This is a genomic window from Opitutus sp. (assembly GCA_024998815.1).
Classification (GTDB): domain Bacteria; phylum Verrucomicrobiota; class Verrucomicrobiia; order Opitutales; family Opitutaceae; genus Rariglobus.
Genome location: JACEUQ010000002.1, coordinates 1,586,985 through 1,600,835, shown reverse-complemented (window position 1 = coordinate 1,600,835; position 13,851 = coordinate 1,586,985). Strand labels below are relative to the sequence as shown.

At 64.7% G+C, this 13,851-nt stretch carries 12 protein-coding genes; all 12 read left to right on the top strand.

Annotated features, from left to right (window positions below):
- Nucleotides 1-236: 236 nt before the first annotated feature.
- The 12 genes from H2170_14825 (at nucleotide 237) to H2170_14770 (ending at nucleotide 13,804) form a co-directional block, all read left to right on the top strand.
- Nucleotides 237-1,445 carry a hypothetical protein gene (locus tag H2170_14825; GenBank protein ID MCS6301349.1) on the top strand — a complete coding sequence of 403 codons (1,209 nt, stop codon included), beginning with the start codon at nucleotides 237-239 and terminating at the stop codon, nucleotides 1,443-1,445.
- A complete protein-coding gene (locus H2170_14820) occupies nucleotides 1,414-2,574 on the top strand; it encodes a hypothetical protein (GenBank protein MCS6301348.1) in 1,161 nt (386 codons plus the stop codon). Before H2170_14825 ends, H2170_14820 begins: the two co-directional genes overlap by 32 nt.
- 197 nt (nucleotides 2,575-2,771) lie before the next feature.
- Nucleotides 2,772-3,869, top strand: coding sequence for an ATP-binding protein (locus H2170_14815; protein ID MCS6301347.1), 1,098 nt, complete (start codon nucleotides 2,772-2,774; stop codon nucleotides 3,867-3,869).
- Nucleotides 3,866-4,513 carry a ribonuclease H-like domain-containing protein gene (locus tag H2170_14810; protein ID MCS6301346.1) on the top strand — a complete coding sequence of 216 codons (648 nt, stop codon included), beginning with the start codon at nucleotides 3,866-3,868 and terminating at the stop codon, nucleotides 4,511-4,513. The genes H2170_14815 and H2170_14810 overlap by 4 nt, the downstream gene beginning before the upstream one ends.
- 5 nt (nucleotides 4,514-4,518) lie before the next feature.
- Nucleotides 4,519-4,956, top strand: coding sequence for a DUF669 domain-containing protein (locus H2170_14805; protein MCS6301345.1), 438 nt, complete (start codon nucleotides 4,519-4,521; stop codon nucleotides 4,954-4,956).
- Nucleotides 4,943-6,487: a DEAD/DEAH box helicase family protein gene (locus H2170_14800; GenBank protein ID MCS6301344.1), complete on the top strand. Its 1,545-nt coding sequence runs from the start codon at nucleotides 4,943-4,945 to the stop codon at nucleotides 6,485-6,487. The genes H2170_14805 and H2170_14800 overlap by 14 nt, the downstream gene beginning before the upstream one ends.
- Complete coding sequence (locus tag H2170_14795) at nucleotides 6,487-8,514, top strand: AAA family ATPase (GenBank protein ID MCS6301343.1); 2,028 nt, start codon at nucleotides 6,487-6,489, stop codon at nucleotides 8,512-8,514. The genes H2170_14800 and H2170_14795 overlap by 1 nt, the downstream gene beginning before the upstream one ends.
- Before the next feature lie 267 nt (nucleotides 8,515-8,781).
- Nucleotides 8,782-9,204, top strand: coding sequence for a hypothetical protein (locus H2170_14790; protein MCS6301342.1), 423 nt, complete (start codon nucleotides 8,782-8,784; stop codon nucleotides 9,202-9,204).
- Entirely contained in the window at nucleotides 9,201-9,767 is a 567-nt protein-coding gene (locus tag H2170_14785) for a hypothetical protein (protein MCS6301341.1), read from the top strand. The genes H2170_14790 and H2170_14785 overlap by 4 nt, the downstream gene beginning before the upstream one ends.
- Nucleotides 9,748-10,335, top strand: a complete 588-nt coding sequence (locus H2170_14780) for a DUF3102 domain-containing protein (GenBank protein MCS6301340.1) — start codon at nucleotides 9,748-9,750, stop codon at nucleotides 10,333-10,335. Before H2170_14785 ends, H2170_14780 begins: the two co-directional genes overlap by 20 nt.
- Nucleotides 10,336-11,879: 1,544 nt before the next feature.
- Nucleotides 11,880-12,407 carry a hypothetical protein gene (locus tag H2170_14775; GenBank protein ID MCS6301339.1) on the top strand — a complete coding sequence of 176 codons (528 nt, stop codon included), beginning with the start codon at nucleotides 11,880-11,882 and terminating at the stop codon, nucleotides 12,405-12,407.
- Nucleotides 12,404-13,804, top strand: coding sequence for a hypothetical protein (locus H2170_14770; protein ID MCS6301338.1), 1,401 nt, complete (start codon nucleotides 12,404-12,406; stop codon nucleotides 13,802-13,804). Before H2170_14775 ends, H2170_14770 begins: the two co-directional genes overlap by 4 nt.
- Nucleotides 13,805-13,851 lie beyond the last annotated feature (47 nt).

Here is a 13,851-nt window from a genome sequence, read left to right as displayed (position 1 = left end):
GGTAACCCAGACCCGCGTCCGGTTCCCTCAAAACCCAAGTTAATTGCAAATTAACTACGCACCCTTAGCGACCGTTCATAAAACCGACGTAAACGCGTAATCGGTTGATCCAAGCTGAGAAGGCTTCACACCCCATCCCCGCATTGGGGTTGTCTGGGCTAACGGCAACGCGGATTTGCGGGTTTTCCCTGCTTATCGCGAGGTGCGCGCCCGCTCCCCCGCGGCACCTCCACCTCATGTCGAACTACAATCCTCGCACGTTCACCTCCCTCGGCCTGCTGCGCTCCATTCCGGCCGCACTGCTCCACCGATTTTTCCTGCCGCATCGGGCATTCCTCGAATCCCTGCAGTTTGCCTGGCCCGAGAGCCCGGAAAATCTCGACCACCGGGCCCTCCACGCGACGTTGATGAAGCCGCTGGCCTCGATGCCGGACAAGCGTCTCGCCCAGGCCATGTTCGTGGTCGACGAAATGTCCGACGAGGCCGGCGTGGCCGCCTTGGTCGACGCGATCCGCGAGACCGACCCAGCGTTCACCCGTGACCGCCACCTGGAAAACGTCGTCTTCGTCATGTCCCGCTGGCTGATCGACTCCGAGCTGGTCGAGAACACCAATGCCCGCCGCTACGCCCGCGAAAACCGCACTTTCCGCTCCTACCGCACCTCGTTGAACCTGCCTGCCGGTCGGCTCGATGCGGTCGAATTGGCCGCGTTCCAAGAAACAATCGCCGCCTTGCTCGCCCCGTTCTACCCGCCGGAGAGCGTTAAAGTGTTCCAGTTTCCCGAGAACGACGGCAGCGAAACCCTTCGCTTCATCGTCCGCCACGGCGGCCCGTTGGTCCGCGAGGGCATCGTCAAAGCTGACGCCCCGGGCGAGTCCGACAGTTGTCTGTTCCGCCGCGAGGTCTTCGACGTGATTGTCTACGACCCGCAAAATAACGAGGTGCGTATCCACGCCAAAAAACGCGACTGCGACCTCTACACCCACGCCTGCGGCTCTCAGTTCCTCGACAACGCCGACGCCTTTCCCGACACCGACAAATACACCCTCGAACCACTCCGCACCGCCCGCGAACAGTCGTTGGTGTGCACCGACATTATTGGGCTCAAATCGATCACCTTGATCGAGCTCGATGTTCACCTCGGCGGCGAATTGGCCGAGTCGGTGCTTTACCGGGCCGACGATGTGTTCGCCAGCAACGCCATGAATGAGGCCAACGTCATCCACGGCCGCACCATCCAGGCGGCTTGTTTCGCGGTGACCTTCAGTCACTCGCGCCGCACCCGCTTTGTCACGGTGCAGACCCCGAACAAGGCTAGTTTTAAGCGCGATAACGACGGTATGTTGGTCGAAAAATGGCTGCGCAGCGCGGGCTTCATCCTCAGCGAAACGTCGCCAACTCCCGACTACATTGATGTCGAATGCACTCTTGCAGAGGTTGCTTGAGCGGTTGCCGGTGCTGGCGGGGGTTTGCGCAGTCCCGGCCGAGTGGCACCACCACCTCGGCACGGACTGCTTTTCTTCCCTGCCGACCGGCTATCTCGTCAACACCCGCCGGGCCGCGCGGTGGGTGCCCTGTCGGCAGGCCCAACGCTCCTGCCGGCGGCTGCACAGGATCGACGAATCCAGCGACGGTCGGCTGATTGCCTACGCGCAGCCCGGCGAGGTTTGCCCACACTTTGAAATCACCGCCGCCGACCGGTTGGTTTGGCGCATCGACCTGCCCGCCGTCCTGGCCGACATCGCCTCGACGCTGACCCTCGACGGCCCAGCCGAGGCGGTGGCGCCGACCTTCTGGCGGCTCGGCACCGCCACCAAACGCCGCATCCCGGTCTTCGTTTCCCTCGCCACTTCGGTGGCCGGCCACGCCCAAAATGTCGCCTGGGTCGCCGCCCAAAAGCACGAGCGCCCGGTCTTTTTCGTGCCGACTGCCAACGACGCTCTCCAGCCGGTGGATACCGCCCTCAACCTGGCCGGCGGGCGCCTCGGGGTGTTGGCCGATTTCCTCGAAATTGACCGCAAAAACCGGTTGGCCGCCACCCTCGAACTGGCCGAGCGCTGGCGCGATCTCGACCGCGAACCCGCCCGAGTGGTGGAAAAGCTCCCCCTGCCAACCGGGGCCACCTGGGCGCATCTGGTGGTGACACTGCTGACCAACGGCAAAATCAACCTCGCCCACATGACCGGCTCGCCGCAGCGGACCTACACCCGCGCCGAACTTGGCTTCGAGTCGCAGGCCGGCGCCGAAACCGAGGCGTGGCGGGCGCTCAATTTCGCCGCCCAGCACGGTTGCATCCCGATTTCCCAAAAAGCGGGCAAACGGGATGACGATTCCCGCTACCGTATGAAAGCAATAGCCAGCGGTTTACAACGCGTTCTGACCTTGTCCAGCTACGGCTTCGAAAAGGCCACTTCGCCGTTTCACGAAACCCCAGGTTGCGTCCCGGTACTCGGTTACTGGCCGCTTTTCAAATTACGGCCTCAATCGGCCCGTTTTACCCCGCCGGTGGGTAATTACCCAGCCCCCGTCCTCGACCTCGCCGCCGATCCGGACGAACCGCCAGATTTAGATTAACCTGCTACACCAAAGCCGCTTGCACACCGCAGGCGGCTTTTTTGTGCCCCGGTCGCGGGCCGTTTTCGGGGTAATTCGGGTAATTACCCCCGTGGTCTCGTAACCCAAAACATCCGCAAAACCTCCGCCGCCAGCGGAGCCGGATGGGAGGCTCCGGGTTATGCCTCCCGTCCGGCGCTCTGGCGATTTGCCAAAACATGTCCGTTTCCGCCGTCAGTAAACCCGCCGCCCCCGTGACCATCACGCGCGGCCTGATCCCGAGCGCCACCCGTCTCGCCCTTTACGGGCCCGAGGGTGTCGGCAAGACCTCCCTCACCGCCGGTTTCCCCGCACCGGTGTTCCTCGATACCGAGGGTGGCTCCGCCCACCTCGACGTTGCCCGTTTCCCCCGGCCCCGCGCCTGGGCCGAGCTGCTCGCCGCCATCAACCACCTGCTCGCCGCCGACCATGGGTTTCAAACCCTAGTGATCGACTCCATCGACTGGGCCGAAAAGCTCCTCATCGAGGAAGTCTGCCGCAAAGCCAACAAAGAGAGCCTGGAAGACTTCGGCTACGGCAAGGGCAACGTCTACCTGGCCGAGGAGTTCGCCCGCTTTTTGGCCCTGCTGGAAAAGCTCCGCGACCGCGGTATTCATGTAGTCCTCGTCGGGCATTCGATGATCCGCAAGTTCGAGGCCCCCGACGCGGTCGGCGCCTACGACCGCTTTGAGCTGAAACTGAGCAAGCAGGTCGCCGCCTTGGTGAAGGAGTGGGTCGATGCCCTCTTGTTTGTGAACTTTGTGACCAAGGTCACCGAAAAGGACGGCAAGCAGCGCGCCGTCGGTGGCCGCGAGCGGGTCATCCACACCACCCATACCGCCGCCTGGGACGCCAAAAACCGCTACGGCCTCGACGACAAAGTCCCTTGCGCCGCCACTTCGCTCGCGCCGCTTTTCGCCCGCACCGCCATCCACGCCGCACCAGCACCGGCACCAGTCCCAGCACCGGCCGCCCCATCGTCCCATAAATCCCCTTCCGCCCAGCCCTCCCATTCCGCGCCGGTGATCCTAATCACCCGCGAGCAGGTCGATAAACTCGATCTCTACTGGACCACCCTCAAGAAAACGCCTGAGGACCGCGCCAAAGCCTTCGCCTGGATCGGCTGCGACAGCATCGACCTGCACTGGAACGAACTCACCGCCGACCAGGCCGACAAACTCATCGGCAAGCTGCAGGACCAGATGAACAAGATCGCCGAGGCGTCCACCTCGACGGCCGCCAAAGCCGGCTCACGCAGCAACGGAGGTGCACGATGAGCACCTACATTTTCGACATCGAAACCGGCCCGCGCTCCCGCGCGGAACTCGCCGCGTGCGTGCCGCACTTCGAGGCCCCATCCAACTGGAAGGATCCCGAAAAGATCCGCGCTTACGTCGCCGAAAAAGAGGCCGAGTGGTTCCAATCCGGTGCCCTCTCCGCTCTCACCGGTCGGGTGCTCGCGATCGGCTACACCAACGAGGCGACCGGCGAAATCGGCTTCTTTGCCTCCAACAACGAGGCGGCCGACATCGCCGCCTTTTGGCAACTGATCGCCCCAACCGGCTACCTGCAGGCCGAGCTGATCGGGTTTAATAGCAACCGCTTCGACCTGCCGTTTTTGATCCGCCGCTCCTGGCACCTCCGCGTGCCGGTGCCGACCGAACTGGTTTCCGGCCGGTTTCTGCCCGCCCAGTGCCGCGACCTGCTCGACTGCTGGCGCTGCGGTAACCGCGAGGACTCCGTCTCGCTCGACCGCCTCGCCCAGTTCCTCGGCGTCGGTCGTAAGACCGGCCACGGCGCAGATTTCGCCGCCCAGTGGGCGACCGATCCGGCCGGGGCCCTCGACTACCTCGCCAACGACCTCCGCCTCACCCGCCGCTGCGCCGTCGCGCTCGGCCTCCTTACCCAACCCTCCCGCTAATTCCCATGAAATACACTTCTTCCGCCGACGCCCCCAAAGCCTACCACCTCCCCGCCGGTGACTATTCGGTCACCATCCTTGAGGCCTCTGAAACTGTTTCGCGCTCCACCGGCGCGGACATGATCAAACTCACCCTCGAAGCCGAGGCCGCCGACGGGGCCACGTCCACGCTGTTCGACTACCTCGTGGCTTCCGCCTCCTCCGCTTGGAAGATCGATACCTTCCGTATCGCCCTCGGGCAAACTATCGCCCCGGGCGAACCGGTCGAGCTCGACGCCGCCGATCTGCCCGGTCGCACCCTGCGCGCCCGCCTCAAGGTCGAGGACTACAACGGTCGCTCGAATAACAAGATCGATGCCTGGCTCGCGCCGCTCATCCGCACCGCTCCGACCGCACCCGCCAACGCCGCTAAAAAGGAAGGAGCCGCCAATGAGCCGTTTTGATCTCCGCCCCTACCAAACGGCCTGCGTCGAGGCCGTGCTCAGCAAGTTTCGCCAGCACGGTAAACTGTTGGCCGTTCTCCCCACCGCCGCCGGTAAAACGGTTATCTTTTCCCACACGGCCGAAAAGTTCGCGCCCGGCCGCACCCTGATCCTCGCCCACCGCGAGGAACTGCTCAGTCAGGCCGCCGACAAGCTCACCCGCGCCACCGGTATCGTCGCCGAAACCGAATGCGGCACTCGCCACGCCAGCCTCGACGCCCAGGTGGTGGTGGCGTCGGTGCAAACCCTGATGGGTGAAAAGCGCCTCAGCCGTTGGCCCCGCGACCATTTTAACTTGGTCGTGGTCGACGAGGCGCACCATGCCCTCGCCGAAAGCTACCAGCGGGTGCTCGGGCACTTTGATGGTCACGCCAAGGTGCTGGGTGTCACCGCCACGCCCGACCGCGGCGACAAGAAAAACCTCGGCACCTATTTTGAGGACATCGCCTTCGAGGTCGGTCTGCACGAACTCATCGAGGACGGTTACCTCTCCCGCATCGCCGTGCGCACGCTGCCGGTCGAGATTAACCTCACCGACGTGCGCACCGTGGCCGGTGACTACAACGACGCCGACCTGGGTGACGTCATCGAGCCCGCCCTGCGCGAAATCGTCGCTGCCATGCGCGAGTCAATCGGGGACCGCAAAACGCTCGTCTTCCTACCGCTGATCCGCACGTCCAAAAAGTTCGTCGAACTCTGCCGGGAAGCCGGTTTCACCGCCGCCCACATCGACGGTCAGAGCGAGGATCGGGCCGACCTGCTGGCCCGTTTCGCCGCCGGTGATTTCCAGATTCTCAGCAACTCCATGCTGCTCACCGAGGGTTTCGACGAGCCCTCGGTGGAGTGTGTGGTTTGCCTGCGCCCGACCAAGGTCCGTGCCTTATATGCGCAGATCATCGGTCGCGGCACCCGACTGCACCCCGGCAAAGAAAACCTGCTCGTCTTGGACTTCCTCTGGATGACCGGCCGCCATTCCATCGTGCGCCCGGCTCATCTGGTGGCCTCCAGCCCGGAGATTGCCGACGCCATGATCGCCCAAGCGGAGGCGGCCGGCGACGAGGAGCACGACCTGTTGGAGGATGAGATCGACGCCAAGGCCCAGCGCGAAGCCGCGTTGGCCACCGAGCTGGCCGCCAATGCCAAGCGGGCATCGCGCCAGCTCGATCCGGTCGAATTCGCGCTCTCCCTGCACGAAATCGACCTCGCCGAATACGCCCCGACCATGGCCTGGCACCACCAGCCGCCCTCGTTCAAGCAACTCAGCTTGCTCGAGCGCAACGGCCTCGATCCGTCCGCCATCCGGGACAAAGGTCACGCGGCGGCGATAATCGACCGCATCCTCGCGCGGCGTAACCTTGGTTTGGCTACGCCCAAGCAAGTCGCCTGCCTGCGCCGCAACGGTCATCCACGCCCCGACCTGGTCACGTTCACGGATGCCGGTGTGTGGATGACGGATCGGTTCAAAAACCAGCCAACCCGGAGGGCTGCATAATGTCCCTGCGCTACACCTCGCCCTCCGCCAGCGCCTGGCCGCTCGACCTGATCGAGCGCGCCCGGCGTTATCTAGCCAAAATGCCGCCCGCCGTATCGGGGCAGCATGGCCACGACCAGACCTTCGCCGTTGCCTGCACCTTGGTGCAGGGCTTCGGCCTAGGGGTGGCCGATGCCGCCCCGCTTTTTGCCGAGTACAACGCCCGATGCTCGCCCCCGTGGTCCGAGCCTGACCTCGCCCACAAACTGACCGACGCCGACCGCGCCGCATCACCCACCGAAGGCCGCGGCCACTTGGCCCGCTCCACCTCCGGCCCCTCATCCCCCCGATCGTCCATGTCCACTCATTCCTCCTCTCCGCCCATTGGTCATTCGTCATTGGACATTGGTCATTCCGAATCCGACTCCTTCGGCACCTTCCTCCGCGCCTGTTTCGAGCCTGCCGACGTCCTCTCCATCGCCCCTGGCGCGATGCATCCCGAAGCCGAGCGCGCCATCCCTGAAAACGGCGGCGTTAACATCCTCACCCGCGACGCGTGGATCGAACGCGCCTCCTCGCGCGGTGGCATCGCCCACGTGTTCAGTGGGCATCACGGCCTTTTCATCCGCATCAATCCAGTGCGCCACGGCGCCGAGGGCACCGACGAAGATGTCACCGCCCTGCGTCACGTGCTGGTTGAGAGCGACGTCATCCCGAAGCCAGAGCAGGAGCGCCAGCTCCGTGCCTCCGGTTTACCCATCGCCGCCCTGATCGACTCAGCCGGCAACTCGGTGCACGCGTGGGTGCGGATCGACGCCAAGAACCGCGAGGAATACCACGCCCGCCGCGAGAAAGTGTGGGCGTCTTTGCCCGGCTTCCAGATCGACAAGGCCAACAAAAACCCTTCGCGCTTTTCCCGTTGTCCCGGTGGCCTGCGCAACGACGGCGTGCAACGCCTCATCGCCGTGAACCTGGGCGCGGCCTCATTCGCCGACTGGGAAGCCCAGTATGAAGACGCCCGCGACATCGACGGTCTCGCCAACTTTTGCGCCGAAAACGAGGCGGATCCGCCGCAGATTATCGAGGGCATCTTATTCCGTGGGGCCAAGATGATCATCGCCGGTCCGTCCAAGAGCCGCAAAACATGGAACCTGACCGACCTCGCCCTCTCGGTGGCGTTTGGGCAACCGTGGTGCGGATTCCAAACCCGCGCCTCCGCTGTCATCTACGTTAACTTAGAGATCGCCCGGTTCAGCTACCGCAAGCGCCTGCGCATCGTCTGCACCGCCCGAGGTTACGACCCATCAACCAACGCCCGCTTTCACGTCTGGAACCGGCGCGGCAAGGACAACGAAATCACCGGACTGGCCACGCGCATCCGCAAGCAAGCCGCCCGCATCGGTGCCGAACTCATCATCATCGACCCGATCTACAAAACCTACGGCGACCGGGAAGAGAACTCGAACACCGAGATGGCCCAGGTCCTCAACGAGCTCGAAAAGCTGGCACACGACACCAGCGCCGCCGTCCTCATCGCCGCGCACTTTCCCAAAGGCAACCTCACCGGCCGAGACGCCATCGACCGGGTCGCCGGTGCGTCGGTCTTCGGCCGCGATCCCGATGCGCTCCTCATCATGACGCCACACGATCAGCCCGATGCGTTCACCGTGACGCCGATCCTGCGCGACTTGCCGCCCCAACCGGAGTTTGTGATCCAGTGGGCGGCCCAGCACTTCCAGCGCATCGCCGCCGACCCCAAAGCGATCCAAGGCCGGGACCATAAGCCGTCATCAGGCACACGGGCACCGGTCATGCTCACCGGCAGTTACCGTGCGTTGTTTTCGGATATGCCGCCGATGCAAAACGGCAAAGACCCCGAGACCAGCGAGGTGATCGCCTATATCGCCAAAAAGCTGGGCGATGCCGGTAAAGACCCATCCCGCGCCACCTCGGTTTTTCACAACATCCGCCAACCGGAGCGCGGCATCATTGAATTCTGCCACGCCTCCAAGACCTGGAAAGGAGTCCATTATGCACCCGTCGCTTAACCTATTTGATTACCTGAAAACCACCTGCCGCACCACCACGGGCACCACTGGTTTTTGGTCCGGCACCACCCCGCACCTAAGCCCCACTTTTTCACAAGTGGTGCTACGGCCTGGGGCTGCACCCGGGGCTATTCTTCTAAAGAAGAAGAGAGCGAGCTACGCTAACGCTCGCCTCTCTTCTTTCGACGGGACGGACCAACCGCCGCGCCGATCGCTTCCACTTCAACTTGTCACTTCAACTGCGGCGAAGCCGCGCGGAGGTGCCCGATGAACTCACGCGAAAAAGGCAAACGGGGTGAGCGTCGCTGGCGTGACGTGCTGCGCGAAGCCGGCTTCATCAAAGCCCATCGCGGCGTGCAATACGCAGGCGGCACCGACTCGCCCGACGTGGCTTGCCCCGAGCTGCCAAGCATCCACTTCGAGGTGAAGGCCGTCGAGGCGCTCAACATCTGGCGAGCGATGGACCAGTCCATCCGCGATGCCGGTGCGCGCAAGACGCCGGTGGTGGCCCACACCCGTAACCGCTCCGGCTGGCTCGTGACGATGCGCGCCGACGACTGGCTCAACCTCATCCGTCAAAGCGACCACGTCGCCGCAAGCGAAGTAGCGCAGGCTTCCAGCCTGCCTCCGCCCCATCGGCCCGATTCCTTGCCCTTTGCGGCCACTCCAACCCCCGCGCCCTCGCCATGACCTGCGCCGACCGCCAAGCAGCCCGCGACGCCCAATACGAGGAGGCCTATCGCGCCTGGGTGGACAGCCTGCCACCCGCCGAACGAGCTCAACTCGCGGCGGGGGGCTTGGCTCAACCCGACGCCACACGCCGCACCAACACGCGTCAGCCCGACGACACCCGGCTCGAACGTCATGCAGCACCCGAACCCACACCCGATGCAGTCGCCGAAGACGCCGACGACCCCAACCCAGCCGAGACGACTGCCGACCAGGTCGCGGCCTCAGCGTCGGCCATCCTAGCCTCGTTCTGCGCCCGCATTCGGTCGCATCCCAACCCGATGCTTGCCTTCGACGCCGCCTGTTTCGCCTCGGGGCTCATGGACATCGAAGGGCTGAGCGAAGCCGCCCTCGCCGAACGCCACGGGGTGACACGCGCGGGGTTTTCCAAACTCGTCGTACAGTGGTCCGAAACCTTCGGCCTGCCACCGTCGCGGGGGATGCGCTCCAAGCGCGCCCGTCGCATTTACCGCCTCGCCCAATTGACATCGCACACCTCGAAACATGACCGCGCCCAAAACTAAAACCGTCTCACTCGAAATCCTCTCGCCCGTCCTACCCGCTACTCACTGCTCGCTACCCGCTACTTCCCCCGTCGACCTCGCGCTGGCGATCAATGCCGCGTTCACCACAGCCCAAACCCTTGCCGGTTCGGCCCGAGAAAAGGCCCAGCACGCCATCGTTGCGGCCATCGACTGCGGGCGATTACTCGAACGACAAAAAGGCAGTCTGCCCCATGGGGCCTGGACGGATTGGCTTGCCGTGAATTGCCCCGAAATCTCGGCACGAACAGCCCAACGCTACATTCGATTATCAAAAACGACACATGTGTCGTTTTTCAATGATGCCCACTCGTTGCGCCAGGCCTACCTCGCGACGGGGGTATTGCCCGAACCGGCGCCCCGCGAAGCCGTTCAGCCCGATGCGAATACGCCGGTGATCAAATTCACGAAGGGGCTTGATCAATTCCGCCGCTGGTATCACCGCCGCACCGACGACACCCCGTTGGCCAAGTGGACGCCCGAAGCCCGCCGTCTGCTCCGGCAAGAACTCACCTGGTTCAAAAAACTCCACGACGACCTCGCCGCCTAAAATGCCGAGTGGGCGTGGTGAGGTTGTGAGCGGTGCTGGCGGGTGGGGGCCTCAATGGAATTCGACGCCCCCGGTGGGCGTGTTCCTCAACGCCTGCGCTCGCTCCGCTCCCTTGGCGAACCCGCTAACGCGCTCCGGCGTAAGCCGCACGATAATCCGCCCGCAGACGCTGGCAGTCGGTCGCCCTGCATTCCGCTACGTGCGTGCGTTCCGCCTGCGGGTCCCAGGGGCCGCCCAGCCGGGGGGCCGCAACGTCCTTCGCCCCTCACGCCACGGATCCTGCCGAGCCAGGAACCGCGTCGTCGAAACGGGGCTACGGCCGAGACGGCCACAAACCCCCGGCCCGGCGTCCCCTGTGCCCCTCCGTCTCCACTCCCACACTCCGCTCCATTCCGGTCGCCCGACCGCCAGCGCCTGCTCGCCTGTCCGGCTGCGAATCCCCTCAACGAACCAATGTCAGCGGTGCGAGACAGCGACCCTCGATTCCGCGCCTGCCGAGCCAGGTGCTCACCGAGTGCCGCCGACTCGCCCGGCCTGAAAAAATTTGGCCCACCGCTCGCCGACTCGCTACGGCCCACCTCATACGCCGGAAGGCTTTGATACGCGGGGCGACAACGCCCCACGGCCAACCAACGACAGTGGCTCGTTCGCAAGCTCACTCACGGCCCACAATGGAACGCGCGCGAAAAACGCGGGCGACCTCCGTGAGCCCCGGCACCCGCAGTGCCAGGCCCGGCGAGGGCGACGGCGGCAGGCACGCGACGGCGTTCCCCGAGTCACGTCCGACGTCGTGTCCAGCCGTCCACGTCCCACGTCCGGGCTGATCTGGCACAGCGGCTGCGCGGGTTCCGCGTGTAATAGGACATTATGGCCAATGGGTGCACGATCCGCCCCTCAGTCCAAGCATTCCATCGGGGCGGCACCTTCCCTCCGCCGAGCCTCCGGCATGTGGTCATAATGTCGTATTACACGCGGAACCCTCGGGGCTCACTACGGTGCGTTGTCAGTATGCGCGCGCCCCCAGAAATATCACTCGGCTTCGCCGGTAGAACGTCTTTTAGCGGCGCTACCGCGCGAATGGGATACCCCCCGCCCCCGCCCGGGCCGTCCCTTTTTTAACGCGTAACGTCGCTGGGCGGGGTGGCACAAAGCCATCGCTGGTCCGGCCGGCCGCCAGGCGCCCCCCCAAGTTCACTCGCAAGCTCGTTCACGGGGGGAGCTTCCCCCCGCCGCCCAGCCGGCGCGGTGGCCCCGCGCGTCCGCGCCGCATCGCTCCGCTGGCGTCTTGGCGCGCTTTGCGTGCCCCTGGCACGCGGCTCCGTCGTGCCGTGCTCGCCCAGCCTCGCCGCGGCCCGACTCCGCGCCCGAGGGCCGGGCTACGCCCGCCCCGAACCCCGAGCCCCGAACCGCCCGAGCCCCCAATCCCCCAGCGCGTTTTCGAACCACCGCCAAATCCGCCTGCGCGCGCATATTCCGCCCATCCGTTTCGACCGTCCACAAGCACCGACGCCGGCCTGCGCCGCGTTGACACCGCCGTTACGGCAATGCCAATCGCCGTCCCCAAAGCATCCAAGCTCGGTCGCTCGCCCAAGTTCAGCCAAGCCCTCTTTGAGCGCATCGTGCAGGACATTCGCGACGGTTCGCCGTCGCTCAACGCCATCGAGAAAGAAGGCATCGACCAGTCCACGTTTTACCGCCACCTGCAGCGCAAACCCGACCTCGTGCCGGTCCTGCAATCGGCCCAGCTGGAGCGTGACCGCGTGCGTAATTCATCCCGCATCGAAGAGGCCGAGCTCGAGCTGAAACGCCGTGGTATCGACGGCTGGAGTGAGCCCGTTTTCGACGCCAAAGGCCAGCAGTGCGGTGAGCGCCGCCGCTACTCCGACGCCTGCTTAATCTTTTTCCTGAAGGCGCATAAGCCCGACGTGTACCGCGACCAACCCACCACCGTGGTAGCCACGCAGGTGAACATCACGCCCGACCGCGAGAAAGACATCATGCGCGAATGGCGCTCCCGCCTCGGTGCCAGCGAAGCGCCTGCGTTGCCCGCCGTGACGACGCCCACGCCATGAGCCGCGCCGCGCCGAAAAAGTCCTACAAGCCCGACCGCCGCCTCGCGGTCACGCCGCTCGACCTCCTCTTGCCCTACCAACGTGCCTGGGTGCAGGACAAAGCCCGCTTCAAAATCTGGCTCAAATCTCGGCAGATTGGCGGTTCTCTCGCTGCCTCCTTTGAGGTGGTGGCCGACGCCATCGAGACCGGTGGTGACTGGGTCATCCTGAGCGCCGGTGAACGGCAGGCCTTGGAGTTCATGGACAAGGTGAACCGCGCAGCAGGCATTTTCTGTGACGCGGTCAGCTACTCGACCGGCCAAGAATACCGACCCGAGATCCAGAAATCGCAGCTACGGTTTCCCAACGGGGCGCGGGTCATTGCACTACCAGCCAACCCGTCCACCGCGCGTGGTTACTCCGCCAACCTGGTGTTGGACGAATTCGCCTTCCACGAAAACCCCGAGGAAATCTGGCGCGCGGTCTACCCGATCATCTCCAACCCGCTGCGCGGTGCGCTGAAACTGCGCGTCATCTCCACGCCGGCGGGCCGGAATAATAAGTATTTCGATTTATGGGAGCACGCGCCGGCTTTCTCCCGCCACAAGACCAGTGTCTACGATGCCGTCGCGCAGGGTCTCGCGCTTAACGTGGACGAACTGCGGGCCAACTTGGCCGATCCCGAAGGCTGGGCGCAGGAGTTCGAGTGCCAGTTCATGGAGCACTCGTCGCAGGTATTCCCCGCCGAACTCGTTAGAGGCTGTGAATGTGAGGAAGCTACCCTCGATCCGCTTACGGACCTCTATTGTCGAACCCTCCGGCCGCGACCGGCCTTGTTTATCGGCATCGACGTCGGTCGAAAACGAGATCTGACCGTAGCTTGGACCCTCGAACGTCTGCACGGCGGCCAACTGATAACCCGCGAAGTCCTCGTCCTCGACCGCGTCCCGTTCCCGCAGCAGGAAGAAATCCTTCTTCCCCGAGTAATGGCGGCGGCCTTCACCGCGATCGACGCCACCGGCATCGGCGGCCCCGTGAGCGAACACCTCGCCGCCGCCCTTGATGAAACCCGCTTTGAAGGCGTCACCTTCACCGGCGACCGAAAACGTGAGCTGTTCGAACGGCTAAAAAAGGCGCTCCAAGCCCGCGCCGTTGGGCTACCGGCCGCAGCGGTAATCCGTGACGACCTCGGCAGCATGCAACGCATCGTCAGCCCCGGCGGCACGATCCGTTATGCCGCCGCCCGCACCGCAGACGGCCACGCCGACCGATCCACCGCGCTGGCCCTCGCGATCCACGCCGCCCAGCGCAACCCCTCCGCCGGAACGGGAGCCTTCGCCTCCGAGCGTGTGCCCACAGGCCTGAACGCCCGCCACCGCCCCGCGCTCACCCGCTACCGCTGCGCCTGGACCCGCTGAGTCCAAAACCTGCCTTACTCCGTGCCCTCATCCGATCTCCCGTCCGT

What these genes read in the sequence shown, in the direction of transcription:
- H2170_14825 (MCS6301349.1), top strand. Translation starts at nt 237, where the DNA reads ATGTCGAACTACAATCCTCGCACGTTCACCTCCCTCGGCCTGCTGCGC.
- H2170_14820 (MCS6301348.1), top strand. Translation starts at nt 1,414, where the DNA reads ATGTCGAATGCACTCTTGCAGAGGTTGCTTGAGCGGTTGCCGGTGCTG.
- H2170_14815 (MCS6301347.1), top strand. Translation starts at nt 2,772, where the DNA reads ATGTCCGTTTCCGCCGTCAGTAAACCCGCCGCCCCCGTGACCATCACG.
- H2170_14810 (MCS6301346.1), top strand. Translation starts at nt 3,866, where the DNA reads ATGAGCACCTACATTTTCGACATCGAAACCGGCCCGCGCTCCCGCGCG.
- H2170_14805 (MCS6301345.1), top strand. Translation starts at nt 4,519, where the DNA reads ATGAAATACACTTCTTCCGCCGACGCCCCCAAAGCCTACCACCTCCCC.
- H2170_14800 (MCS6301344.1), top strand. Translation starts at nt 4,943, where the DNA reads ATGAGCCGTTTTGATCTCCGCCCCTACCAAACGGCCTGCGTCGAGGCC.
- H2170_14795 (MCS6301343.1), top strand. Translation starts at nt 6,487, where the DNA reads ATGTCCCTGCGCTACACCTCGCCCTCCGCCAGCGCCTGGCCGCTCGAC.
- H2170_14790 (MCS6301342.1), top strand. Translation starts at nt 8,782, where the DNA reads ATGAACTCACGCGAAAAAGGCAAACGGGGTGAGCGTCGCTGGCGTGAC.
- H2170_14785 (MCS6301341.1), top strand. Translation starts at nt 9,201, where the DNA reads ATGACCTGCGCCGACCGCCAAGCAGCCCGCGACGCCCAATACGAGGAG.
- H2170_14780 (MCS6301340.1), top strand. Translation starts at nt 9,748, where the DNA reads ATGACCGCGCCCAAAACTAAAACCGTCTCACTCGAAATCCTCTCGCCC.
- H2170_14775 (MCS6301339.1), top strand. Translation starts at nt 11,880, where the DNA reads ATGCCAATCGCCGTCCCCAAAGCATCCAAGCTCGGTCGCTCGCCCAAG.
- H2170_14770 (MCS6301338.1), top strand. Translation starts at nt 12,404, where the DNA reads ATGAGCCGCGCCGCGCCGAAAAAGTCCTACAAGCCCGACCGCCGCCTC.